This window comes from Novosphingobium sp. PhB55, from assembly GCF_004368805.1.
GTDB lineage: Bacteria > Pseudomonadota > Alphaproteobacteria > Sphingomonadales > Sphingomonadaceae > Novosphingobium.
Window position 1 is genome coordinate 119,612 of the sequence record NZ_SODQ01000005.1, and the last position, 24,954, is coordinate 144,565.

General features: G+C 66.6%; 21 protein-coding genes. 15 read left to right on the plus strand and 6 right to left on the minus strand.

Annotated elements, in window-relative coordinates:
- The first annotated feature begins 15 nt into the window (after positions 1-15).
- Together EDF57_RS13250 and EDF57_RS13255 are read left to right on the plus strand one after the other, a co-directional pair.
- Positions 16-714 carry an energy transducer TonB gene (locus tag EDF57_RS13250; RefSeq protein ID WP_134094648.1) on the plus strand — a complete coding sequence of 233 codons (699 nt, stop codon included), beginning with the start codon at positions 16-18 and terminating at the stop codon, positions 712-714.
- A gap of 260 nt (positions 715-974) precedes the next feature.
- The gene (locus EDF57_RS13255; protein ID WP_134094649.1) at positions 975-2,342 is read left to right on the plus strand and encodes a glycosyltransferase; all 1,368 of its coding nucleotides are present in this window, start codon (positions 975-977) and stop codon (positions 2,340-2,342) included.
- A gap of 60 nt (positions 2,343-2,402) precedes the next feature.
- Here the strand turns inward: EDF57_RS13255 and EDF57_RS13260 are convergent, their stop codons facing one another.
- The 3 genes from EDF57_RS13260 to EDF57_RS13270 all read right to left on the minus strand — a co-directional run bounded on the left by EDF57_RS13260 (position 2,403) and on the right by EDF57_RS13270 (position 5,300).
- Complete coding sequence (locus tag EDF57_RS13260; RefSeq protein ID WP_134094650.1) at positions 2,403-3,452, minus strand: hypothetical protein; 1,050 nt, start codon at positions 3,450-3,452, stop codon at positions 2,403-2,405.
- Positions 3,453-3,540: 88 nt separating this feature from the next.
- Positions 3,541-4,371, minus strand: coding sequence for a type I methionyl aminopeptidase (gene map / locus EDF57_RS13265; protein ID WP_134094651.1), 831 nt, complete (start codon positions 4,369-4,371; stop codon positions 3,541-3,543).
- Between the two features lie 74 nt (positions 4,372-4,445).
- A complete protein-coding gene (locus EDF57_RS13270; RefSeq protein ID WP_134094652.1) occupies positions 4,446-5,300 on the minus strand; it encodes a DUF4163 domain-containing protein in 855 nt (284 codons plus the stop codon).
- 48 nt (positions 5,301-5,348) lie between these two features.
- On the opposite strand from EDF57_RS13270, the gene EDF57_RS13275 reads away from it, so the two are divergent.
- From EDF57_RS13275 to EDF57_RS13320, 10 genes are all read left to right on the plus strand, one after another.
- Positions 5,349-6,770 (plus strand): leucyl aminopeptidase family protein, encoded by a 1,422-nt coding sequence (locus tag EDF57_RS13275; protein ID WP_134094653.1) that lies wholly within the window; start codon positions 5,349-5,351, stop codon positions 6,768-6,770.
- A 117-nt stretch (positions 6,771-6,887) separates the two neighbouring features.
- Entirely contained in the window at positions 6,888-7,187 is a 300-nt protein-coding gene (locus tag EDF57_RS13280; protein ID WP_134094654.1) for an SH3 domain-containing protein, read from the plus strand.
- Entirely contained in the window at positions 7,187-8,110 is a 924-nt protein-coding gene (argC, locus tag EDF57_RS13285; protein WP_134094655.1) for an N-acetyl-gamma-glutamyl-phosphate reductase, read from the plus strand. The genes EDF57_RS13280 and argC overlap by 1 nt, the downstream gene beginning before the upstream one ends.
- 572 nt (positions 8,111-8,682) lie before the next feature.
- On the plus strand, positions 8,683-9,021 hold the full coding sequence (locus EDF57_RS13290; RefSeq protein WP_008832116.1) for a P-II family nitrogen regulator: 339 nt from the start codon (positions 8,683-8,685) through the stop codon (positions 9,019-9,021).
- A gap of 248 nt (positions 9,022-9,269) precedes the next feature.
- The gene (gene glnA, locus EDF57_RS13295) at positions 9,270-10,679 is read left to right on the plus strand and encodes a type I glutamate--ammonia ligase (protein WP_132264777.1); all 1,410 of its coding nucleotides are present in this window, start codon (positions 9,270-9,272) and stop codon (positions 10,677-10,679) included.
- A 302-nt stretch (positions 10,680-10,981) separates the two neighbouring features.
- Entirely contained in the window at positions 10,982-12,244 is a 1,263-nt protein-coding gene (locus EDF57_RS13300) for a hypothetical protein (RefSeq protein ID WP_134094656.1), read from the plus strand.
- A 21-nt stretch (positions 12,245-12,265) separates the two neighbouring features.
- A complete protein-coding gene (locus EDF57_RS13305; RefSeq protein ID WP_134094657.1) occupies positions 12,266-12,835 on the plus strand; it encodes a fasciclin domain-containing protein in 570 nt (189 codons plus the stop codon).
- Positions 12,836-12,909: 74 nt separating this feature from the next.
- Complete coding sequence (locus EDF57_RS13310) at positions 12,910-14,853, plus strand: M1 family metallopeptidase (protein ID WP_134094658.1); 1,944 nt, start codon at positions 12,910-12,912, stop codon at positions 14,851-14,853.
- A 7-nt stretch (positions 14,854-14,860) separates the two neighbouring features.
- Complete coding sequence (locus EDF57_RS13315; protein WP_134094659.1) at positions 14,861-15,271, plus strand: metallopeptidase family protein; 411 nt, start codon at positions 14,861-14,863, stop codon at positions 15,269-15,271.
- A 62-nt stretch (positions 15,272-15,333) separates the two neighbouring features.
- Entirely contained in the window at positions 15,334-17,121 is a 1,788-nt protein-coding gene (locus EDF57_RS13320; RefSeq protein WP_134094660.1) for a bifunctional metallophosphatase/5'-nucleotidase, read from the plus strand.
- Between the two features lie 64 nt (positions 17,122-17,185).
- Here the strand turns inward: EDF57_RS13320 and EDF57_RS13325 are convergent, their stop codons facing one another.
- From EDF57_RS13325 to lgt, 3 genes are all read right to left on the minus strand, one after another.
- Complete coding sequence (locus EDF57_RS13325) at positions 17,186-17,743, minus strand: hypothetical protein (protein WP_243654151.1); 558 nt, start codon at positions 17,741-17,743, stop codon at positions 17,186-17,188.
- Between the two features lie 105 nt (positions 17,744-17,848).
- Positions 17,849-18,916 carry an SAM-dependent methyltransferase gene (locus EDF57_RS13330; protein ID WP_134094661.1) on the minus strand — a complete coding sequence of 356 codons (1,068 nt, stop codon included), beginning with the start codon at positions 18,914-18,916 and terminating at the stop codon, positions 17,849-17,851.
- 10 nt (positions 18,917-18,926) lie between these two features.
- Positions 18,927-19,826: a prolipoprotein diacylglyceryl transferase gene (lgt, locus tag EDF57_RS13335; RefSeq protein WP_132264763.1), complete on the minus strand. Its 900-nt coding sequence runs from the start codon at positions 19,824-19,826 to the stop codon at positions 18,927-18,929.
- A gap of 232 nt (positions 19,827-20,058) precedes the next feature.
- On the opposite strand from lgt, the gene EDF57_RS13340 reads away from it, so the two are divergent.
- From EDF57_RS13340 to EDF57_RS13350, 3 genes are all read left to right on the plus strand, one after another.
- Positions 20,059-22,809 carry a [protein-PII] uridylyltransferase gene (locus EDF57_RS13340; RefSeq protein WP_132264761.1) on the plus strand — a complete coding sequence of 917 codons (2,751 nt, stop codon included), beginning with the start codon at positions 20,059-20,061 and terminating at the stop codon, positions 22,807-22,809.
- A gap of 105 nt (positions 22,810-22,914) precedes the next feature.
- Entirely contained in the window at positions 22,915-24,105 is a 1,191-nt protein-coding gene (locus EDF57_RS13345; protein ID WP_134094662.1) for a patatin-like phospholipase family protein, read from the plus strand.
- A gap of 4 nt (positions 24,106-24,109) precedes the next feature.
- Positions 24,110-24,892, plus strand: a complete 783-nt coding sequence (locus EDF57_RS13350) for a 3-hydroxybutyrate dehydrogenase (RefSeq protein ID WP_134094663.1) — start codon at positions 24,110-24,112, stop codon at positions 24,890-24,892.
- Positions 24,893-24,954: the final 62 nt, after the last annotated feature.

Below are 24,954 nucleotides of genomic sequence, written 5' to 3' on the forward strand. Positions count from 1 at the left end.
TGGAGAGGATTGCCGATGTCCTACGTCGATCGACATTCCACAAAAAGTCTGGCCAACGGAAGCCAGAAGGCGCTCACCGGCGGCATCGTGGCCTTGATACAGGGTGGGCTCGTCCTCGCCCTGGTCAACGGTTTCGCGGTCACCCTGCTCAGGAGCGATCCGCCGAAGAACCCCGAAGCGACCCAGATCAGGCTGGAACCGATCCCGGTTCCACCTCCTCCCGAACCCCAGGCGCAGCCCGATAGGCCCGTGGATCAGCCGCTGCTGACCGCCCCGACGCCGCGAATCCAGCTTCCTGCCCAGGATCCGGTTCAGGTCTCCACCACGGTGCCCACGGCCACGCCCAGCGCCTTCGAACCCACGGAGAGAGTCGCGGTGGCGCTGCCCACGCCAACCGAGACCCCGGCCCGGTTCCAGCCGCGCGGGGCGCTTCCCAGCAATGCCGCATCGGGCTGGGTCACCACGCAGGACTACCCCACCGCGGATTTGCGCGCCGAACACCAGGGCAGCGTCCGTTTCAGGCTCGACATCGATGCGCGCGGGCGCGTCAGCCAATGCGCCATCGTCGCGTCGAGCGGCTTCACCGGCCTCGACGAGGCCACCTGCAAATACGTCAGCAGGCGTGCCCGGTTCGAACCGGCCACCAATGCCGAAGGCCAGGCGGCCTCCGGCAGTTACCTGGGGACGATCCGCTGGATCATCCCGCGGGACTGACCTCTAAACCCCCAGAGGTCACCCGCCCGGAGCGGCACCGCTTCCGCACTTTGTGTGCCGCTCCGGCTGATGCTCCCGCCCTCGGTGGGGGATGGGCCTGCTTCGCATGTCGCGGAGCAGGCCCGCTTCTTTCTTTACCCGCTTCTCTCATGGCCCGGATCGGCCCTTCTCGGGACAATTCCCTAGCGCCCCTTCGGACTTGATACACTGCATCGCTTTAGCTCTCGGCAGGAACGCCCTCTTCCGCCGGGAGCCGCCTGATGATTCCGAAGAGCTTCCATTTCATCTGGGTGGGCGACGAGGCCCGCCGCCCCGACAATTGCATCGAGACCTGGCGCGCTGCCCATCCCGATTGGCAGTTTCGCCTCTGGGGCAACGCCGAACTGGACGGGCGCAACTGGGTGAACGCGGCTCACATGCGGCAGATGGCCCCGCGCGAACTCAACGGCGTGGCAGACATGATGCGCTGGGAAATCCTGCTCGAACATGGCGGCCTGGTTTTCGATGCCGATTCGATCTGCCTGCGCCCGCTCGACGAAACCCTGCTCGACTGCGAGGCGTTCGCCTGCTGGGAAAGCGAAATCGCCCGCCCCGGCCTGATCGCCGCCGGCTATTTCGGATGCGAGGCCGGCAATGGCTTCGTGCGGCAAATCGTCGAGGACATCGCCGCCAGCCCCTCGGTCATCGGCGACATGGCCTGGAAAACCGTGGGCCCGCAGCGCCTGACCGACTGCTACCGCAAGTTCGCCTATACCCCGCTGCGCATCTACCCGAGCCACATGTTCATCCCGCGCCACTTCACGGGCGTGACGTATGGCGGCAGCGACCCGGTCTATGCCCATCAACTCTGGGGTTCCACCCTGCGCACTTACGAGGACATGCACAGGACCGACATCGGCGCCATGGCAAGCCAGTCCCGGCAGCCCCCGGAAACGGCGCCTCCATCGCCGCCGGCAGTGACAGCACCCACTCCGGCAGTGCCATCGCCATCACCCCCGCCGCGCGCATCTTCGCTCGAAGGCATCCACGCCCCGTACTTCCTGCAGCGCGTGCAAGTGGGCGCCGAACTGGCCTCGCTCGGCAGGATGGAGGTTCTCGCCAGCCTGCTCGCCGGTCAACGGGTGCTGCATGTGGGCTGCGCGGACTGGCCGATTACCGATCCGCGAACCTCGCTTCATGTCCAGCTTGAAGCGCATTGCCGGCAACTCGATGGGCTCGATCCCCATGGCGAGGCGCTGGAACAGCTGCGGCCGTTCGTGACAGGACGGCTGTTCACCGACTTCGCGCAAGTCACGGACAGCTACGATGTCGTGCTCGTTCCCGAAGTGATGGAGCATGTCGCGGACGTCGAGGCGTTCCTCGGCCAGATCGCGGCGGTGGACGCCAATCTCTTCCTCATTTCCGTGCCTGACGCCTTCCAGTGCCGGTCGCGCCATTTCGACTACGTGGCCGAAACCGAGACGTTCCTGGAAGCCGTCCACCCCGATCACAATGTCTGGTATACGCCTTATACTTTCGCCAATACCCTGCGGAAATACAGCGGCCTGGAATTGCAGCGGATGTGGTTCTTCAACCGCATCTCGCTTCTCGCGCTTCTGAGCAAGCCGGTGCAGGCCGCGCCGCCGTGAGCGAAGCCCGGGGGCCGCAACCCTCGGCCGAGAGCCGCAACACGCCGCCTTGATGCGCCTCTATGACTCCATCACACTCGGCTTGCTGGAGCGCTCGATCATGCCAGTCGTGCTCTGCCCGTCCCACGTATAGAAGGCGTGGCTCTGCTGGACGAGCGGGAAGTCCGCGGGCCAATCCACCGGCTTGGCGAACCCGCCGCGCGAACGGACATTGACGAATGTCGTGCCCGCGATCGCCACGCGGCGGCCGTTGACGGTTTCGAGCACGCAGGACACATCCTCGCCGCCGGTGACGAAGCGGCGCAGCCACGGCACTTCCACCGGGCGCGCGGGGGTGCGGACACCGTCGGTATCGATGATCCAGCCCTCGGCATAGTTCGGCTCGCCGTCCTCGCGCGGGGGATAGATATTGAAACCGAAGGCGCGGCCATCGGGAAAGACCGCCGATTGCCAGCAATGGCCCCAGAAACCGGCGAAGGCGCGAAAGCCGGTGCGCCGAATGCGCAGCCCGTTGCCCTTGAACGGGCGGACCACGCCGTCGACGGTGAGCGTGCCGCTGCAGCGAAAGAGCTGCTCGTAGCGCGGGCTCATGAAGCTGCCCTGCTCGCCGCCAAGCGCTGCGGCCGCTTCGGGCAGGAGCGATCCCGGCACCCAGGGCGGCGCGGCCATGTCCATTTCGGCCGCGATCTCCAGGTCGCTCCAGCGGGTTTCCTTGAAATCGGGATCGTCGATTATGGCCTGTGCCGAAGTCTCCGCCGCCTGCCCCCGGTAGGAGACGGTCCAGCGGCGGAAGGGGTCCTCGCATTCGAAGCGGACCGGGCCAGTGCCGCGCACGGTCGGGCGGCCATCGGCACCGTAAGGTGCATGAACCGCTCCGTCCCCGCGTTTCGAGAGCAGGCGGCCATCGGCAAAGGCAACGTCGAGCCAGAATTCGTGCCTGTCCCAGGCATTGCCGACCGCCTCGACGCCGATCCGCATGGCGAAGAGGCCGTTCTCCTCCTCGATCCACACGTTCACGGCATCGCGCAGCCCGTCATCGGGCTTTTCCGCGACGACGAACTCGCGTTCTTCCGGGACGCCGCCGGTAAGATCGAATGCTGCGGTGGCCATGGCTCTCCCTTCCCTGTGTCGGGAAAGGAGGCTGTCATGGCGAAGACGTCAGGTCACGCCCGGGCGCGTACGCCGGGGCGATGACTCGTCAGGCGTAGGGCGGCTTGTGAAGACCCTGGGGGCTGGTGGTGAAGATCTCGCAGCCGGTTTCGGTGATGCCGATCGAATGCTCGAACTGCGCCGACAGCGACTTGTCGCGCGTCACTGCCGTCCAGCCGTCGGACAGCAGCTTTACCGGCGGCTTGCCCAGGTTGATCATCGGTTCGATGGTCATGAACATGCCGGGCTTCAGCAGCGGCCCGGTGCCGGGGCGGCCGGCATGCACGACTTCGGGTGCGTCGTGGAACAGGCGGCCGAGGCCGTGGCCGCAGAATTCGCGCACGACGCCGTAGCGGAACGACTCGGCATAGGCCTGGATCGCCGCGCCGATGTCACCCACGCGGTTGCCGGGCCGGGCCTGCTCGATGCCGATCATCAGGCATTCGTATGTCACCTCGACCAGGCGGCGCGCCTTCAGCGAGACATCGCCCGCCAGGTACATGCGGCTGGTGTCGCCGTGCCAGCCGTCCAGCAGCGGCGTAACGTCGATATTGACGATATCGCCGTCCTTGATCGCCTTGTCGGAGGGAATTCCGTGGCAGACCACATGGTTGATCGAGATGCAGCACGAATGGGCATAGCCGCGGTAGCCCAAAGTGGCGGGCACGGCGCCGCCGTCCAGCGTAAGTTCGCGCACTTTGTCGTCGATGGCGGCCGTGGTCACGCCCGGCTGCACCATCGGTGCGATCTCGTCGAGGATCATGGCGGCAAGGCGGCCGGCCTTGCGCATGCCCTCGAAGCCCTCGGGGCCGTGCAGCTTGATGGTGCCGTCGCGCAGGACGGTTTCGCTTCCGGGTTCGACGGTCTGGTATTCGGTCATGAGGGCTACATAACAATTGCGCGCGCAAAATGCGAGATCACGCGTGAGCGCGCGCTATTGCCTTTCGTGCCTTCCTATTTCGCCACCGAGAAGCTGGATCGGTACTGCGGCTTGAGAGCGGCCATGACCGCGCCCGTCACCGGCACCGTCACTTCATAGCTGCCCTCAGCATAAGGACCGGCATTGTAGGGCGGCACGAGCAGGCCGATGCGGTCGAACGTCTGCCGGTTGGTCGAGCCCAGGATCACCACCTGTTCCACCGGATCGATGCATTCGGAGAACATCTCGTCGCTCTTGTCGATCGGGCCGCCGCGGCGCTTGACGCGCTCCTTGTCGAGCGCGGCGCAGAACGGGGTGCGCAGCGCCTTGGACAGGGCTTCCTTGCTGGTGAAGAGGTCGATCGGCTTGCGCGCGGTTTCGGCATGGCGATCCCAGAGAAGCCCATCGAAAGCGGTCATGCCATGAGCACCGCCCGAATAGACGTAGGATTCCGAAGACAGCGAGAGCCACCCCGGCAGGCTGGTCACGACCTTCCAGTCCTCGCCGTAGCTGTAGGTGTGGTAGGGGAAGTCGTTCTTCTTCGCTTCGGCCTGCCCTTCTTTGGCGCTGCTCACCAGATCCGCGCGGGACGTATCGAGCTGCTGGTCGAGATTGGCCTTGAGCCCTGGAATCGCGCCTGCGGCATCGGGATAGGAATAGGAGAATTCGTAAAGATCGTTCTCGGTCTTCTCCGCGCGGCCGCCGCCCACGACGACGTCACCGGCCTCGGTGCTGGTCTCCGTCGTCGTTTCGGTAGCGCTCTCGGTCTGGGCCGAAATCCCGGCCGATGCGGTTTCCGACGGGGCAGGAACGGACTTTTCGCCCTTGCAGCCGCTCACCAGCAGGGCCGCAGTTGCAGCGGAGACAAGACACCAGGCACCAGATCGCATCATTTTTCCTCTCGGCTCATGCTCGCAGCAAGGCTAGAGAATGGGACCATGACCGACAAGAACGCATTGATTCAGCCCGATCGCGGCCAGAAGGCCGTCGCCATCCACCTCGTTTCCAAGGACGGGGAGAAGGATGGACTGGAACAATTCATCAAGGGCCTGTCGGTTTCGCAGCGCGCCGCGCTCGAAGCGCAGAAATTCGTGGGCGATGCGGGAAGCCATGCGATCCTTCCCGATGGTGACGGCTGGCTTGTGGCCGCAGGCGTATCCGATCCGGCCAGGCTCACCACCTGGTGCCTGGCGAAGCTGGCCGATGTCCTGCCCGCCGGCACTTATCGCCGCGCCGGCGCCGATGGCGCCAAGGCCGAGATCGGCAAGGCCGCGCTGGGCTGGATCGCCGGGCAATACCGTTTCGACCGCTACCGCTCCGAGCCGTCCGAGGAAGGTCCGCGCATTCTCCTGACCACCGAGGTCAAGGCGATCGACGCGGTGATCGCCGAGGGCGAGGCAATCGAGCTGGTCCGCGATCTCGTCAACACCCCGGCCGAGGACATGGGCCCGGGCCAGCTCGAAACCGAGGCGGAATCGCTCGCCAAGGCGTTCCGTGCGGAGGTGAAGATCACCCGCGGAGAAATGCTGGAGCGCGAATACCCGATGGTCCATGCCGTCGGCCGTGCGGCTGGCCGTGCCCATGCACCGCGCCTGATCGAGCTGGAATGGGGCGATCCCAAGCATCCCAGGATCGCCGTCGTCGGCAAGGGCGTCTGCTTCGATTCGGGGGGCCTCGACATCAAGCCCGGCGCGGGAATGCTGCTGATGAAGAAGGACATGGGCGGCGCCGCGCACGCCCTTGCCCTCGCCCGCCTGATCATGGGCGCGAACCTGCCGGTGCGCCTGCATCTGGTGATCCCGGCGGTGGAGAACGCCATCGCCGGCAATTCCTTCCGCCCCGGAGACGTGCTGCGCAGCCGCGCCGGCATCACCGTGGAAATCGGCAATACCGATGCCGAAGGCCGCCTGATCCTGGGTGACGCGCTCACCCGCGCCGGCGAGAAGGAGCCTGAACTGGTGATCGACTTCGCCACGCTCACCGGCGCCGCGCGCGTCGCCGTCGGCCCGGACCTGCCCGCCCTGTTCGCCCGCGATGACAAGACCGCGCAGGACATTCTCGATGCCGGGCTTTCCGTGGACGATCCCTGCTGGCGCCTGCCGCTCTACGATGGCTACCGCGAATACCTGAAGTCCGACATTGCCGACATCAACAATGCCGGCTCCAGCGGCTTCGCCGGGGCCAGCACGGCGGCGCTGTTCATGGACCGTTTCGTGCCGAAGGGCATGGACTGGGCCCACTTCGACACGTTCGCCTGGCGTCCCGCCGCCAAGCCCGGCCGTCCCAAGGGTGGAGACGCCCTCGGCCTGCGGGCGGCGTGGCTGATGTTGCAGCGGCGCTACACCGGCGAGGGCCGCTGAACTTGCGTCTTGGCCATGCCCCCGCTAAGCGCGCGCATCTTTGCATTTGGAGAAGCACCCGCGTTGGCCACTGAGGATTCCTATACCCGCCCTCCCCGGATCGATGGACTGCTGGCCATGACCGGACCGAGTGTGACCGCGGATCCCGGATGCCTTCCCGTGCGCGGCGATCTGGCGCACATCAAGCTGGCCGGTCTCTACTTCGTGCCGCACTATGCCGTGCCTATGCCGCATGTGGTGCTGGACGGCGCCGTGCTGCGGGTGATGAGCCGCGCCGATGCCGAAGCGATTCGCGACCTGCCCTCGGGCGACACGTTCAACGTGCTCGACATGGCGGGCAACTGGGCCTGGGGCCAGCTGGGCGAAGACGGCCAGGTGGGCTATGTCGCGCTCGACGCATTGAAGGCACATAGCTGATGACGAAGACGGTCTTCATCGACGGCGCCGCCGGAACCACCGGCCTCGAGATCGCCGAACGGCTTGCCGGCCGCGCCGAGTTCGAACTGATCGTCCTCGATGAAGCGCGCCGCAAGGACGACACGGCCCGCGCCGAAGCGCTGAACGCGGCTGAATTCGTGATCCTCTGCCTGCCCGACGAAGCCGCCAAGGCCGCCGTGGGCATGATCCGCAATGAGACCACCCGCGTGATCGATGCGTCCTCGGCGCACCGCGTGGCGCCGGACTGGACCTACGGTTTCCCGGAAGTGATCGGCCGCGACGCCGTGGCCGCCGCGCGCTTCGTCAGCAATCCCGGCTGCTATCCCACGGGCTTCATCGGCCTCGTCGCGCCGCTGGTGAAGGCGGGGCTGCTGCCTGCCGACTGGCCTTACGTCTGCCACGCCGTCTCGGGCTATTCCGGCGGCGGCAAGGCACTGATCGCCCGTTTCGAGGAAGACCGCGACGTGGCCTTCCGCGCCTACGGCCTGGCGCTGGGCCACAAGCATGTGCCTGAGATGGTGGCGCATGTCGGCCTGTCGATCGAACCGATCTTCGCGCCGGCCGTCGTCCCCGCGCATCGCGGCATGCTGGTGGAAGTGCCGCTGCACTTGTCCGCCATGCCCAAGGCGGGATCGCCGGCCGATCTTCGCGCCGCCCTGGCCGATTTCTATGCGGACAGCACGATCGTCTCCGTGATCGACGACCAGCCCGACGAGCTGCTCCTGCGGGCCTCGATGGCGCCGGTGGACACGCTGACGCTGCGCGTACTGGGTGCCAGCGACGGATCGCAGGCACGCCTCGTCGCCATGCTCGACAATCTCGGCAAGGGCGCGAGCGGGGCTGCGGTGCAGAACCTCAACCTCATGGCGGGCCTCCCCGAGACCGCCGGGCTGAGACTCTAAACCCCAATATGTCGACCGCGCAAAGAAGGCGCCGGAAGCCCCAGCGGTTTCCGGCGCCTTCTTGCGTTATCTTATAGGCCTCGCTTTTCGCTTGCCCCCTCCCCATTCGTTCGCCCGTGCGTTCCTCCAGCTTTCCCCACCTCTTCGTCATTGCGAGCGCAGCGAAGCAATCCAGGGCGGCGCGGCGCGACTCTGGATTGCTTCGCTGCGCTCGCAATGACGAAGAGGTGGGTGCTGCACTCGCGGAGCAGGGAGGCATGCGGCCAGCACGGGGGTGACGGGTTCGAAGCAAGCCTTCCCTCGCCCCCACAGCACCCGTGCACAATTTTGAGGCAGGGCGTGCCCGAAACTTGAACACATAATGTCGCCAACCCGGCGCCGCTCGCATGACTCAGAGCATTTGGGATGTCGAAACCTACGATTCCGGTCTTTTCGCGGCTGCACAGTTGGCCTACGAGAGGGCCATCCGCATTGGCACGATTCTTGATGGGAATCGCGCGCGAGGCATCTGGTTCCCGGACCGGAATTGTCTTCGGAAAAAGATCCGGGACCATGCAGGGGTCAACACAGGCGTGAAAAAGATCGAAGCTATCATCAAGCCGTTCAAGCTGGACGAAGTGAAGGAAGCACTGCACGAAGTTGGCGTTTCGGGCATCACCGTCACGGAAGCCAAGGGCTTCGGCCGCCAGAAGGGCCATACCGAACTCTATCGCGGCGCCGAATACGTCGTCGACTTCCTGCCCAAGGTGAAGCTCGAAGTGGTCGTTCCCGACGCACTGGCCGAACGCGTGGTGGAAGCCATTGCCGACGCCGCGCAAACGGGACGCATCGGTGACGGCAAGATCTTCGTCGTGCCGGTCGAAACCGCCGTGCGCATCCGCACCGGCGAGCGGGACGACGACGCCCTGTAAATCACGGAAAGCGAAAAGGCTTCGCCCGCGAAGGATTTTCGAAAGCGCAGGACCAGAAGGGCGGGCTTTCCCGCCGCCTGTCGCATCCAAGCCGGCGTGTGCCGGAATTCGATTGCCCGGCTTCGGCAGGATCGAAATGATCCTCCGGGCCGGAGCGGGACGAACCGGCGGGGGCCGGGTCTTCCCGTGGACAATGCAACACCAAAGCCTCTTTCGGGATCGGAAGAGCATCACTGGAGACTACTCTAATGGCTAGTGCAAAGGACGTCCTCAAGAGGATCAAGGACGAAGAGATCGAGTGGGTTGACCTGCGTTTCACCGACCCCAAGGGCAAGTGGCAGCACCTCACCATGGTCGCTTCGATCCTCGGCGAGGACGAGCTGGAAGACGGCCTGATGTTCGACGGTTCGTCGATCGAAGGCTGGAAGGCCATCAACGAGTCGGACATGATCCTCAAGCCCGACCTCGACGCCGTCTATGTCGATCCGTTCTCGGCCACCCCGATGCTCATCCTGTTCTGCGACATCGTGGAACCCTCGACCGGCGACCTCTACGCCCGCGATCCGCGCTCGACCGCGAAGCGCGCCGAGGCCTTCGTCAAGTCGGCCGGTTTCGGCGACACCGTCTATGTCGGCCCGGAAGCCGAATTCTTCATGTTCGACGACGTGAAGTTCTATGACGGCTACGAAGGCAACGGCTTCAAGCTGGACGACATCGAACTGCCGGGCAACTCGGACAAGTCGTACGACACGGGCAACCTGGCCCACCGTCCGCGCGCCAAGGGCGGCTATTTCCCGGTCGCTCCGGTCGACTCGGCCGTCGACATCCGCGGCGAGATGGTCACCACCATGCTCGAAATGGGTCTGCCCTGCGACAAGCACCACCACGAAGTGGCGGCTGCCCAGCACGAACTCGGCCTGACCTTCGGCACGCTGGTCACCACCGCCGACCGCATGCAGATCTACAAGTACGTCGTCCACATGGTCGCGCAGGCCTATGGCAAGACCGCCACGTTCATGCCGAAGCCGATCATGAAGGACAACGGCTCGGGCATGCACACCCACATCTCGATCTGGGACAAGGGCAACCCGCTGTTCGCCGGTAACGGCTATGCCGGTCTTTCCGACATGTGCCTCTACTTCATCGGCGGCGTCATCAAGCACGCCAAGGCCCTGAACGCCTTCACCAATCCGACCACCAACAGCTACAAGCGCCTGGTGCCGGGCTACGAAGCCCCGGTTCTGCTGGCCTACTCGGCCCGCAACCGCTCGGCCTCGTGCCGCATCCCCTACGGTGCGGGCGACAAGGCAAAGCGCGTGGAATTCCGCTTCCCCGACGCGATGGCCAACCCCTACCTCTGCTACGCCTCGCTGCTCATGGCCGGCCTCGACGGAATCAAGAACAAGATCCACCCGGGCGAAGCCATGGACAAGAACCTCTACGATCTGCCGCCGGCCGAACTCGCCGAAGTGCCGACCGTCTGCGGTTCGCTGCGTGAAGCGCTCGACTCGCTCCAGGCCGACCATGCCTTCCTTCTCGAAGGCGGCGTGTTCACCGTGGACCAGATCGAATCCTACCTCGAACTGAAGTGGCCGGAAGTGCTGCGTTGGGAAACCACGCCGTCGGCCGTCGAGTTCGACATGTACTACAGCGCCTGATCGCGCTTCCTTCCTCCCGTTTCTTCGGAAAGGGGGGAAGGAGCATCAGTTCGCCGAGTGGGGCGCCCGGAGCAATCCGGGCGCCCTTTTCGTTGGCCGTCCGAGCGCATCCGCAGCGGCCGGAGACCGGCTCCCTCGACCGACCGCGCCTCACGCAGCACGAAAAGAACCTTTGCGCTCAATGCGAAACGGGGGCGGACAGCCCGCTCCTGCCGCGCGACGTTCCACCGCGACGCTTGGCGACAATCGTGACAGGAACAGCTATCATCCCGCCGCGTTGCCCCCGCAAAGGAGAAGCAGCGATGCCCAATACGCGCAGGCCCAGTACCCGCAAGCCAAGCACCGGCAAGATCGTCACCGGGGTAACCGCCCTGCTCGCCCCTGTGGCGATCGGCATCGCAGGCGGCCACATGACAAGCGCGCAAGCGGCGCAGGATCGGCCCGGCGAGAGCCGTCCCCAAGGCGACCAGCCGCGTTCGGAACAGCAGCATGCCGAACAGGCACGGCGCGCCCAGCCGGAGCGTCAGACGGGCGGCGACCGCGTCCCGCCGCATGCCGAAGCCCAGAACCGCGAAACCGCCCAGCGCGAGCAGCGCCAGCAGGAAGCGGCCCGCCGCGAGCAGGACCGGGGCGACCGGGAACGCCGTGCGTCCACACAAGGTGATCGGCCCGCAGAGGGGAACCGTCCCGCCCAGCAGGATCCCGAAGCCCGGCGCGCCGATCGGCCTCAGGTCCCGCCGAAGGAGCGCGGCAGCACGCCGCCGGCCGACCCGCGCGAGGGCCGCCCGCAAGAGACCCGCGTCGATCCCGGCCTGACCCCGCCCGCACCGCGCGGCGATGTTCGGCAGGTAAGCTACAGGGACGGGCGCGGCCACGAATTCCGCGTCCCCACCAACGACCGCGTGAAGGTGGTCACCGGCCGGCAGGACGCGAGCTGGACCGCCCCGGGCAGGGGTCAGGCGATCGACGGCTGCCCGGCCGCCATCTCCGGCAAGTACCAGGGCTGCAACCTGCCACCCCGCACGCACCCGCCGGAAAAGGCCTGGCATGACCCGCGCTGGTTCTCCCGCGATTTCGATGACGACACCCGCTATCGCTACAGCGAAGGCTACCTGCTGCGCCTGGGCGGAGCGAGTGGCGGCGCCCCCGGCGGAAGCAGCGCCGTGGTCGGCTACACGCCGCTGCTCGGCGGCGCGCTGACCGTGGGCCGCGCATGGCCCGGCACCTACCGGCCTGTCGCGCTGCCCGGCTACTACACCCGCTACTACGGTCTCGGCGGCGAAGGCTCCTATCGCTACTACGACAACACGATCTACCGCGTGAATACGGGCGATGCGGCCGCTGCCGATCCCACCATCACCGGCATAGCGGCCCTGCTGCTGGGCGAGACGATCCGGATCGGCCAGCCCATGCCGGGCGGGTACGACGTCTACAATGTCCCCGGCCGCTACCGCGACCAGTACCGCGACGGTCCTGACGCACTCTATCGATACAGCGACGGCTACATTTACCAACTCGAACCCGCCACACGCCTGGTGCGGGCCGCCATCGAACTGATCGCCTGAACGGCGTCAGGAAGGGAATTCATGCGCAAGACCGATCTCGCACTCACGCTGCTGGCCGCCGCCGGCGTCTCGCTAGCCGCCTGCTCCGACAGGAACAGCCCGGAGGGACAGGCCAGCGCCACCGCCGATGCGGCCGCCGCCGTGTCCGAGACCCTGCCGCAGGCGCTCGACAATGCCGCCGGCCTCCAGACAGTGGCCGAAGCGCTCAAGGAAACCGGGATCGAGGGCGTGTTCCAGGAAAAGGCCAGCTACACCCTGATCGCCCCGGAGGACGACGCCTTCGCAAAGCTGGGCGATCCGGGCAAGCAACTGACCGAGGCCGACGATCACGCCGCACTGGCAGCGCTGCTCAAGGACCACATGCTCACTGGCTACATGACGCCGCAGGACATCTCCGCCGCCATCAAGTCCAGCAAGGACGGCAAAGTCCTGATCTCGACCTTGGGCGGCGGCACTTTGACCTTCACGCAGGCGGGCGGCACCGTCAACGTCTCAGCCGAAGACGGCACCCAGGCCAGCTTCGACGGCGATCCCGTGACCGGGGGATCGAGCATCGCCATTCCCGTGACCGGGGTTCTCAAGAAGCTCTAGCAGGTTCGGCCTTTGCGCCTTTGCAACACAGGTTCGCTTGCACAGTGCCATGGGCGTGACCATAAGTCGCGGCCATGCGTATTCTTCTTGTCGCCGCGCTGCTCGCCGGAACCGCCGCCCCCGCTTTCGCCCAGACCGTCACGGATGCCGGTGCGCCGATGAAGGCGTCGGGGACCGTAACGGGAGCCGGCACGCCGCCCGCCCCGATCCTCACCACGCCCGAGGCGAAGGACGTCTGGACGCATGCCGAGCCGCAAGTGGCCCGCGTCACCCATGTGGCGCTGGACCTGGACGTCGATTTCGCGACGAAGACGCTGGGCGGCAGCGCCGTGCTGGACATCCTGGCGGCGCCGGGCGCCACCCGGATCGTGCTCGATGCACGGGATCTCGATATTTCCGCGATCACCGACGAGGCGGGCAAACCGCTCCGGTGGACGCTCGGCCCCAAGGACGCGGACAATGCGGACATCGGCTCGGCGCTGACCGTCGAACTCGCCGGGGCCAGCCGGATCCGTATAACCTATCGCTCCATGCCGGGCGCGACTGCGCTGCAATGGCTGCCGCCGGAAATGACCTTCGGCAAGAAGAAGCCGTTCCTGTTCAGCCAGGGCCAGGCCATTCTCAACCGCTCGTGGGTGCCGACGCAGGACAGCCCCGGCATCCGCCAGACCTGGGAAGCCACCTTGCGCATCCCCGGCGATCTCGTGGCGGTGATGAGCGCAGAAAAGCTCTCGGGCGACAAGGGCGAACTGCTCGCCGACGGCCGGCGCGCCTTCCGCTTCCGCATGGACAAGCCGGTGCCGCCCTATCTCATCGCCTTCGCCGTGGGCGACCTGAAGTTCAAGGCGCTCGGCCCCCGCTCCGGCGTCTGGACCGAGGCGCCGATGCTGGACAAGGCGGCCAGGGAATTCGTCGATGTGGAGAAGATGATCGACGCCGCCAGCAAGCTCTACGGCCCGTATCGCTGGGGCCGCTACGACATGCTGCTGCTGCCCCCGGCCTTCCCCTATGGCGGCATGGAAAATCCCATGCTCACGTTCCTGACCCCCACGATCGTCACGGGCGACCGTTCGAACACCGACGTCGTCGCTCATGAACTGGCGCATTCCTGGTCGGGCAACCTGGTCACCAATGCGACCTGGTCGGACTCCTGGCTGAACGAAGGCTTCACCACCTACTTCGAGAACCGGATCATGGAGTCGCTCTATGGCAAGGAGCAGGCCGCCACGTATGCCGACCTCGACTGGGACGTGATGAGCCGCGAAATCGCGGCCGGTGGCGGCCAGACCGGCGCCGTCACTCGTCTTCACGGCGATCCCGGCGCGGGCGAGGTGGACTATACCAAGGGCTCGAATTTCCTGCGCATGATCGAGCATACCGTGGGCCGCGCGAAGTGGGATGCCTATCTCACCTCCTATTTCGACCGCCACGCCTTCCAGCCCCAGACCACTGCGGGCTTCCTGGCCGACTTGCGCGAACGCCTGCTGAAGGGCCAGCCGGAGCTGGAACTCTCGCTCCAGCTCGACCGCTGGTCCTACGGTGCGGGCCTTCCCGACAACGCGGTCCATGTGCGGAGCGAGACGCTGGCGAAAGTCGACGCGCGGCTGGCGGCCTTCAATGGCGGCGGACCGGCCAGCGCCGTGGAGACGAAGGGCTGGACCACGCAGGAATGGCTGCGTTTCCTCAACGGCATCGACCGCCGGCAGACGCCTGCGCGCCTGGCCGAACTGGACAAGACGCTGGGGCTTTCCGCTTCGGGAAATGCCTATATCCAGTCGGCCTGGTTCGAACTGGCCATCGCCAACCGCTACGATCCTGCCCTCCCCTTCCTGCGCCGCTACCTTTCGCAGATCGGGCGCGGGTTGCTGGTCTATCCGCTCTACAAGGGCCTGATGAAGCAGGACGAATGGGGCCAGCCGAAGGCGCGCGCCTTCTTCGAGGAAGCCCGGCCGACCTACCATCCCTCCACCGCCGCAGGCATCGCGCGGATCGTCGCGGCGGGGGCAGCACAGGAGTAGCCCCGCCATGTCTTCTCCCACCCCGGGCCGTTTCGGCAATGCCCCCGGCCCCGCCGTGTTCGAGGCGCTCGCCCATGCCGCCTTCGCGCGCATTCCCGAGCCCTTCGCACAGCACCTCGAAGGCATCACCGTCCACGTCGAGGAATTCGCGGACGAGGAAACCCTCCATGCCGTGGGGCTTGAGGACGCCTGGGAACTGACCGGCCTCTATCACGGCCGCCCGCTCGACGAGGAATCGGTCTGGGTCGCCGGAGAATTCCGCCCGCGCATCACGCTCTACCGGCAACCGCTGCTGGCCGAATGGTGCGAGACAGGCGTGACGCTGGAAGACCTCGTCACTCATGTGGTGGTGCATGAAGTCGGCCATCATTTCGGCCTGTCGGACGAGGACATGCACGGGCTGGAGGATGAAGCGTAATCTGCTCTGCGGGAGAGGAAAAGCCATTGCCCCGTCATGAAACGATCCGATAGGACGCTGCCATGACTCTCCCCTTCACCCGCAGCCTTCCGCTGCTGACCACCTCGCTGATGGCCGCCCTGCTCGCCGGCTGCGCCACCACGCCCGGAACCCGCCAGCCCGCCTCTCCGGCAGCCTCCTCCGGGCAGGCCGGGCCGATCGAAGTCGGCGTGATCGCGATCAACGATTTCCACGGCGCGCTCGAACCGCCGAACCAGTCGGTCGACGCGCCCGACGGCCACGGCAACGAAGTCTCGGTGCCCGCAGGCGGCGGCGCCTGGCTGGCCTCTGCCGTGGATTCGCTCAAGGCCCGTCACGCCAACAACGTCGTCGTGGCCGCGGGTGACCTCACCAGCGCCTCCCAGCTCGCTTCCTCGCTCTATCTCGACGAGCCGGCCGTCGGCGTGATGAACCGCGTCGGCGTGGAATTCAACGCGGTGGGCAACCACGAATTCGACCGCGGCTGGCAGGAACTGCGCCGCCTGCAGAACGGCGGGTGCGAGAAGAACACCCGCCTCCAGCCGTGCCAGCTGGAGCCGTTCAAGGGCGCCAATTACAAGTACCTGGCCGCCAGCACCACCCTGGCCGACGGGTCTCCGCTGTTCCCCGCCACCGGCGTGAAGACTTTCGGAGAAGGCAAGGACCGCATCACCGTCGGCTTCGTCGGCCTCTCGCTCAAGTCCGTGCCCACCCTCGTAGCGCCCGACCGGGTGGCCGGGCTGAAGTTCGCGGACGAGGCGGATACCATCAACCGCGCCGCAGGCCAGCTCAAGGCTGCCGGCGCCGATGCCGTGGTCGTGCTGATCCACCAGGGCGGCCGCACGGCGGGCACGCCCGATCCCAACGGCTGCAACGAGATGACCGGCGATATCCAGCCCATCCTCGATCGCCTGAACCCCGGCGTGGACGTGGTCGTCTCGGGCCACACGCATTGGGCCTATGTCTGCGACTACGGCGCCAATCCCCGGACCGGCCCGATCCTGCTGACCAGCGCGGGCGTCTACGGCAAGCTGGTGACCGACATCACGCTGCGGTTCGATCCGGTGACGCACAAGCTGCTCGGCCGCCAGGCGAGCAATCTCATCGTCCAGTCGCCGGCCTACAAGTCGGCCAAGGGCGAAGTCCCGAATTCCGACGCCTTCCCCCGGTTCCAGCCGCGGGAAGACGTGGCCGCTTATATCCAGCGCTACAAGGACGCTTCGCTGCATCTGGTCGCGCGTCCGGTCGGCCGCCTTTCCGGCCCGCTCGCCAAGGAAGAGGAAAACGGCGTTGGCAAGGGCGGCGCGCTGGGCAACCTGATCGCGGATTCGCAGCTTGCCGCCACCCGCAAGGCCGGCGCGCAGATCGCCTTCCTCAATCCCTTCGGCATCCGCACCTCGCTGATCCCCGCTGCCGACGGCACCGTGACGTTCGGCCAGATCTACGCGGTGGAGCCGTTCAACAACGAGATCGTCACGATGTCGCTGACCGGCGCGCAGATCCGCGCGACCCTGGAGCAGGGGCTGGACGATAGCGGCGACAAGCAGATCCTGGCACCCAGCCAGGGCATGCGCGTGGCCTTCGACATGCGCCGCCCCTCCGGTGCGCGGATCACCGGCATCACTCTGGACGGCAAGCCGCTCGACCCGGCCAAGAGCTACCGCGTCAGCGTGGTGAACTTTCTGGCCGAAGGCGGCGACGGCTTCAGCGGCTTCGCCCAGGGCACGGAGCGCACGCGCGGGGCCATCGACCTGGAAGCGCTGGAGGACTGGCTCTCGGCCGTGCCGCTGCGCAAGGTGCCGGAAGACGACCGGACGCCGGAAGCCCGCTGAAAGGCAGAGGCCGGGTCCAGGAAAACGGGAGGGAGCGGGCGATGCCTGCTCCCTTTTTCGTTTCTCAGCCGAACAGCCAGTGGCCGAGCAGGCGGTTGAACGGGAAAGTGAAGAAGCCCGCGATCAGCAGGGCGCCGATGATGAGGCCGCGAACGGTCCGGCGGTGACGGACGCCGTTGTGCCGCCTTGCCGCCAGCACGAGCACCGGCACCATGACCAGCACGAACACGGAAAGGACGTGGATCAGGCTGAACCGGCCCGGCCCGCCCGAATGCACGAAAAGGCTGTCCAGCGCCGTCAGCATCATCGCCCCGCTCCAGACATAGCCGTAGACGCGGTGCCGTGCGTCTCCCCGGCGGCGCCACAGCAGCACCGGCGTTAGCACCAGCGCGACGAGGATGGTGGCCAGATGGACCCAGACCACCGAGGGCACGCGCGCCCATTCGTCCCGGCCGCGCAGCAGAGCAGCGAAGATGAAGCCCAGCATGACCAGCGCCAACAGCCCCAGCACGCGTTCCAGCCTGTCCGGCCCGCGCAAGTCCTGCGGCGTCAGGCCTCTGGGAGGCTTAGGCCCTGCCCCCGCAATCGCCGCCTCGCCCATGTCTGCCCCCTGCACTGCCATGATCGTTTCCCTGTTGAACCCCTGTTCCGATCTTACTCCGCGACGGGCCCGGCCGTCATCGGCCCGGCGTCCCCCTTCGCCGGACCTGCGAAGCACTGCCGCGTTCTAGAATCCGGCGCCTTGCGGCCATTGCGGCCCGCTTACGCCCATGACCTTGAACAGGCTTCCCATCTGCTCATCGCTGATAAGCCGATCCTTCGCCCTTTGAATAGTATCGGCATGATGCGGCGCCGCGGCGGCCAGCTTGGCGGCGCGCAGATCGATCCCCAAGGCGCGCAGGAAGGCGCCCTGCGTCACGGTGCCCTGCCATGTCGCGCCCTCTTTCACCGCGATCTCGGCCAGGACGGCGAAGTCCACCAGACAGGTAAGGTCAGCCTCCCCCGGGGCCGTGAAGGGATCGACCTTGGTATGGGCCCGCAGCGCCTGAAGCGTCGAGCCGGTCTGCGGCTCGGCATAGCCATAATCGATCAGCAGCGCTGCGCCGCCCTGAGCCGCAAGCCGCCCGGAAAGCTCCTGCATGACCGCAGCGGCGCCGGGGCATGTCTCCAGCAGCGTGCCTTCTTCGGCATCGGCCAGCACGCCCGGAACCGCGGCGTCCATCGGCTTTTCCCCCGCGACCGGACGGAAGCGGTCCTCCGCCCAGTCGACCATGCGTTCGCGCCAGCCCTTGGCCGTCCTGACCAGCTGGCGAACCGGAAGGGCATCGAGGAATTCGTTGCCGACCACCAGCAGCGGCGCGTCGGTGGGAACGGTGCCGAGGTCGTCGTGCCATTGCGCCTGCGGCACGGCCTGGGCCTGGAGCGCCTTGAGCGCGCGGGAGCTTTCGACGAAATGCACCTGCGGATCGAGGCCCACGCGTTTCATCGTGCGCAGCGCGTCGCGCGCCAGGGTGCCGCGGCCCGGACCCAGCTCGACATAGTGGACCGGCACGGGGCTGCCCGCGCGCATCCAGACGTCGGCCAGCCAGAGCCCGACGAGTTCGCCGAACATCTGGCTGATTTCCGGGGCCGTGATGAAGTCCCCCGCCGTGCCGAGCGGGTCCTTGTCGGCATAGTACCGGGCGTTCGATTCGCCCATGTAGTGCAGCAGGGAGAGCGGCCCGTAAGTCCCGATCAGGCGCCGGAAAATGGCCGTGAGCGGTTCGGCGCTCGCCCCGATATCGTCTGCGGTCATCGCGCCGGGATCAGGCGGTGACCGGACGGACGGTGGCCAGCGCCGGCTTCGCCAGGGCGCGGGCGACCAGCAGCAGGCCGAGCAGGATCAGCGGGATCGTCAGCCACTGGCCCATCGACAGGCCGGTGCGCGCGGCGAAGTCCTGAAGCTGGGCGTCAGGCTCGCGGAAGAACTCCACGGTGAAGCGCGCGCAGGCGATGCCGGTGGTGAACACGCCGACCAGCAGGCCCGGGCGGAACCGTGCCCGCGTCTTCCAGAACAGGGTGAGCATGATGACGATCATCGCCAGGCCTTCCAGGCCGGCTTCATAGAGCTGGCTGGGATGGCGCGGCAGCGGGCCGGCATCGGGGAAGACCATGGCCCAGGGCAGGTTCGGGTTAGTGACCACGCGGCCCCAGAGTTCGCCGTTCACGAAGTTGGCAAGGCGGCCGAACATCATGCCGAACGGCACGCAGACCGCGATATAGTCCGCCACTCGCAGGAAATCGAGCTTGCCGCGCCAGGATACCCAGGCCATCGCCAGCAGCACGCCGATCAGGCCGCCGTGGAAGCTCATGCCGCCGTGCCACAGCGACAGGAGCGCGCCCGGATCGGACCAGAGGCTGGGAATGCCGGTGTCGCCGCCGGTGTAGAACGTCGCATAGCCCAGGCGGCCGCCCAAGATGATGCCGATCGTGCAATAGAAGAACAGGTCGTCGGCATGGCGCTGCGCCAGCGGCGCGCCGGGCGCCTTGATCATGCGCGAAAGGTGCCAGTAGCCGAGCATGATGCCCGCCAGATAGGCCAGCGAATACCAGCGCAGCTCGAAGCTGCCGATCCGGAACAGGTAGTTCTTGAGGCCCAGGTTGACCCAGTAGATCGGCTGGTGAACTTCGGCGGCGGCGGCTGCGGCAAGTGCTGTCAGGGACAAGTGCTCGACCTCGTAAATCTCGTAAGGTCGCCGGGCCGGACGGCCTCGGCGGTGCTGGGCGCCCGTGCTTGTGCAGCGGTGCTGGGCGCCCGTGCTGTGCGCCTTCTGGCATAGGCTGCGGGGCGATGGTAGGCCGGATTTTGCGTCGCAGCCCCCAGGACGCCGCAAAATCTGCTGGATGCGACACGTCGCTGTTCCCCCCAAGCCCTTGAATGTCTAGATATCGCCCGACATGAGCGTAATTCGCATTCCCTCGCCCCGTTCCGTGATCGACCGCCGCGCGCTGGTCGAGGCCATCGAAGCCGTCGTTGCCGGTCCGGGGGCCGCCAAGGGCCGCAAGCAGGTGGTCGAACTCCTGCGCGAGGCGCTGGAGCAGGGCCGGGCCGAAATCGCCCGCCGCCTCGTGGAAAAGCCCTCCGCCGGGCACGAGGTGGCCGAAGCGCAGGCCTATCTGGTCGACCAGCTGCTGCGGGTGATCCACGATCACGTCTCCACGCACGTCTATCCGGCGATGAACCGCTCCAAGGGCGAGCGCCTGTCGATCATCGCCGTGGGCGGCTATGGACGCGGCGAGATGGCGCCCCACTCCGACGTCGATCTCGCCTTCCTCACCCCGATCAAGCAGACCGCCTGGTGCGAGCAGGTGATCGAGGCGATGCTCTATTTCCTCTGGGACCTGGGGCTCAAGATCGGCCATTCCAGCCGCTCGGTGGACGACATGGTCCGCATGAGCCGCTCGGACCTCACCATTCGCACCGCCATGCTGGAAGGCCGCTACGTCTGGGGCGACCAGGACCTCTACGAGGAAGTCCGCGCGCGGTTCTGGAAGGATGTCGTCGCCGGGACGGAGCGCCAGTTCGTGGTCGAGAAGCTGGCCGAGCGCGAGGAACGCCACAAGCGCATGGGCGACAGCCGCTATGTGGTCGAGCCCAATGTGAAGGAGGGCAAGGGGGGTCTGCGCGATCTGCACACGCTCTACTGGATCGGCAAATATATCCACAAAGTGCGCGACCCCAGCGAACTGGTGGACGTGGGCCTGCTCACTCACAAGGAATACCGCGCCTTCCGCCGGGCCGAGAACTTCTTCTGGGCGGTGCGCTGCCACCTCCACACGATCACCCGCCGCGCCGAGGACCGCCTGACTTTCGACCTTCAGCGCGAGGTCGCGGCGCGGATGAACTATTCCGATCGGCCGGGAAAGAGCGCGGTCGAGCGGTTCATGCAGATGTTCTTCCTCCAGGCGAAGATGGTCGGCACCCTCACCGGCGTGTTCCTGGCCCAGCTCGACGACCAGTTCGCCAAGCGCCAGCCGCGCGGGCTGCTGGCGGGCTTCCGCGCCCGTCCGCGCACGCTGAAGGGCTACAAGGTCTTCGGCGGCCGCATCATGGCACCGGGCGAGACATGGTTCGAGGCCGATCCCGTGCGCCTGATCGAGATCTTCGTCATCGCCGACCGCGAAGGCCTGGAAATCCATCCCGAGACCATGCGCCTGGTATCGCGCGATGCCGCCCTCATCCGCGAGGACGTGCGCCGCGACCCGCGCGCCAACGAGCTGTTCATGGAACTGCTCACCAGCCGCAACAATCCCGAAGTGGCGCTGCGCTCGTTCAACGAGGCGGGCGTCTTCGGCCGTTTCGTCACCGAATTCGGCCGCGTGAACGCGCAGATGCAGTTCGACATGTACCACCACTACACGGTGGACGAACACACCATCCGCGCCATCGGGCTGCTCGCCCGCATCGAGAAGGGCGAGCTGAAGCAGGACCATCCGCTCAGCCACGAGATCATCCACAAGGTCCGCTCGCGCCGCGCGCTCTATGCCTCGGTGCTGCTGCATGACATCGCCAAGGGCCGCGGCGGCGACCACTCCGAGATCGGCGCCGAGATCGCGCTGAAGCTCTGCCCGCGCTTCGGACTGGACGAGGAGGAGACCGAGCTGGTGTCCTGGCTGGTGCTGCACCACCTCATCCTGTCCGCCACCGCCTTCAAGCGCGACTTGTCCGACGCCAAGACGATCACCGATTTCGTCGAACTCGTGCAATCGGTGGACCGCCTGCGCCAGCTGACGCTCCTCACCATCGTCGACATTCGCGCGGTGGGGCCCGGCACCTGGAATTCATGGAAGCGCCAGCTCATCGGCGAACTTTACGGTGCCACCGAAGAACGCCTGCGCCTTGGCCACGTCGAGTTCGGCCGCGAAAAGCGCGTGGCCGCCAAGAAGGCCATCGTCGCCGACAGCGCCGCCGAGAATGCCGCGCTGGTCGACGAACTCGGCACCCAGTTTGCCGATGCCTACTGGATCGCCGAACCCGAAGACGTCATCATCAAGAACCTGGCGCAGTTCCACGCCTCGCAGGAAGAGCCGCTTTCGATCGCGACCGAGTACTATCCGGCGCGCGGCGCGACGCTCGTCACCGTCATCGCCTCGGACCATCCCGGTCTGTTCTACCGCATCGCCGGCGGCATCCACCTGGCCGGCGGCAACATCATCGATGCCCGCATCCACACGACGCGCACCGGCCGCGCGGTGGACAACTTCCTGGTGCAGGACCCGCTCAGCCGGCCCTTCATGGAGGAGACCCAGCTCGCCCGCCTGCGCTCCTCGATCGAGAACGCGCTGGCCAACCGCATCAAGATCCTGCCGCAACTCGTGGCCCGTCCCGATGCGCGGCCCCGCGCCGATGCCTTCGACGTGCGCCCGCGCGTGCTGGTGGACAACAAGGCCTCCAACCGCCTCACCGTGGTGGAAGTGAACGCCCGCGACCGTCCGGCGCTGCTCAACCGGCTGGCCCATGCGCTGTTCGAATCGAAGCTCATGGTCCACTCCGCACACATCGCCACGTATGGCGAGCGCGCGGCGGATACTTTCTACGTCACCGATCTGCTGGGCGAGAAACTGACGTCCTCCAGCCGGATCAAGGCCCTGGAGCGCCGCCTGCTCGAAGCGGCGAGCGAAGGGAGCCTGAGCGAAGTGGCGGCGTGACGAGGTTGCGGCGCTCACCAGATCCCCTCCGAATAAACTATTGAAAGCCCGGCCCTACGGTCCCACTTGTTGCATCGCAACATCCCCATGCGCAGGACCCTGCCCATGAATGCCGAAAGCGCTGCCGTTTCGTCTTCGTCTTCCGACGCCCCGCAGTCGGTGCTCGTCCTGCAGGGCGGGGGCGCTCTCGGGGCCTACCAGGCCGGTGTCTACGAGGCGCTGGCCGCAGAGGGCCACGCGCCGGATTGGGTGGCCGGCATCTCGATCGGCGCGATCAACGCGGCGATCATCGCCGGCAACGCGGCCGAAGAGCGGGTCGGCAAACTGCGCAGCTTCTGGGACGGGGTAAGCCACGAGCTGCTCTACCGGCTGGACGTGGGCAACGGCTTCGCCCGCCGCGCCTTCAACGAGACTGCGGCCGCCTGGGCCGCGACGTTCGGCGTCCCCGGCTTCTTCACGCCGCGCATTCCCACGCCTCTGCCGGAATGGCCTGACGAAATCGGCCGTCTCAGCTTCTACGACACCACCCCCTTGCGGCAGACCCTGCTCGACCTCGTCGATTTCGACCGCATCAACCACGGCGAGACCCGCTTCTCGGTCGGCGCCGTGAACATGATGACGGGCAACTTCGCCTATTTCGACAATGCCAGGGGATCCGGCGCCAGCGACCGCAAGATTGGCCCCGAGCATATCATGGCCAGCGGCGCCCTGCCTCCCGGCTTCCCCCCGGTGGAGATCGACGGCGAGTGGTACTGGGACGGCGGCCTCGTCTCCAACACGCCGCTGCAATACGTGCTCGACAATCGCAGCCCTTGCGAAATGACGGTGTTCCAGGTCGACCTCTTCCCCTCGCGCGGGGCGGTGCCCAAGACCATGGCCGACATCGCCCAGCGCGAGAAGGACATCCGCTTCTCCAGCCGCACGCGCCTGAACACGGACTTGTCCAAGCGCCTCCAGGACATGCGCGCTGCGGCTCAGCGGCTTTGCCACAAGCTGCCGCCCGAACTGCAGGACGACCCGGACTTGCGCCAGTTGCTGGGCTGCCGCCCCGCCGGCGCGGTGGCGGTCCTCCACCTCATCAACCGCCCGCGCGGCTATGAAACCATGTCGAAGGACTACGAGTTCTCGCGCATGACGGTGACCGAGCACTGGGAAGCCGGCAAGGCGGACGCGCATTTTTCCCTGCGTGACGGCCGCTGGACCGGGCGCCGCCTCAAGCCCGACGAAATCATGACGTTCGACCTCGCAGGCAAGCGCCGGCCCAGGCACCCCCAGGGATCGAACAACGAGGAGTAGGTAGATGAAACTGAAGGACAAGGCCTGCATCGTCACTGGCGCCGCCAGCGGAATCGGCAATGCCATCGCCCACAAGTACGCGGCCGAGGGCGGGAAAGTGGCGATCGCCGACCTCAACATAGACGCCGCGCAGAAGGCGGCCGACGAGATCGAAGCCAAGTACGGCACTGCCGCTCTCGCCGTCGCCATGGACGTGACCAGCGAGGATCAGGTGAATGCCGGCGTCGCCAAGGTGGTAGAGGCCTGGGGCACCGTGGACGTGCTGGTTTCCAATGCCGGCATCCAGATCGTCAATCCGGTGGACCAGTTCGCCTTCTCCGACTGGAAGAAGATGCTGGCCATCCACCTCGACGGCGCCTTCCTCACCTCCAAGGCCGTGCTGCCGCACATGTATGCGCAGAATTCCGGCTCGATCATCTTCATGGGTTCGGTCCATTCGAAGGAAGCGAGCCCGCTGAAATCCGCCTATGTCACCGCCAAGCACGGCTTGCTCGGCCTGGCGCGCGTGATCGCCAAGGAAGGCGGCAAGAAGGGCGTCCGTTCGAACGTGATCTGCCCCGGCTTCGTGCGCACGCCCCTGGTGGACAAGCAGATCCCCGAGCAGGCCAGGGAACTCGGCATTTCCGAGGACGAAGTCGTCAGCCGGGTGATGCTGGGCCAGACCGTCGACGGCGAATTCACCACCGTGGACGACATCGCCGAAGTGGCGCTGTTCTTCGCAGGGTTCCAGACCAACGCGCTCACCGGGCAGTCGCTGGTGGCGAGCCACGGATGGTTCATGGAGTAACGCAAGAAGCGCACCGCGTCAGGCGGCGCGCGGCGAACCCATTCCGAGGGTCTGGGGGATCA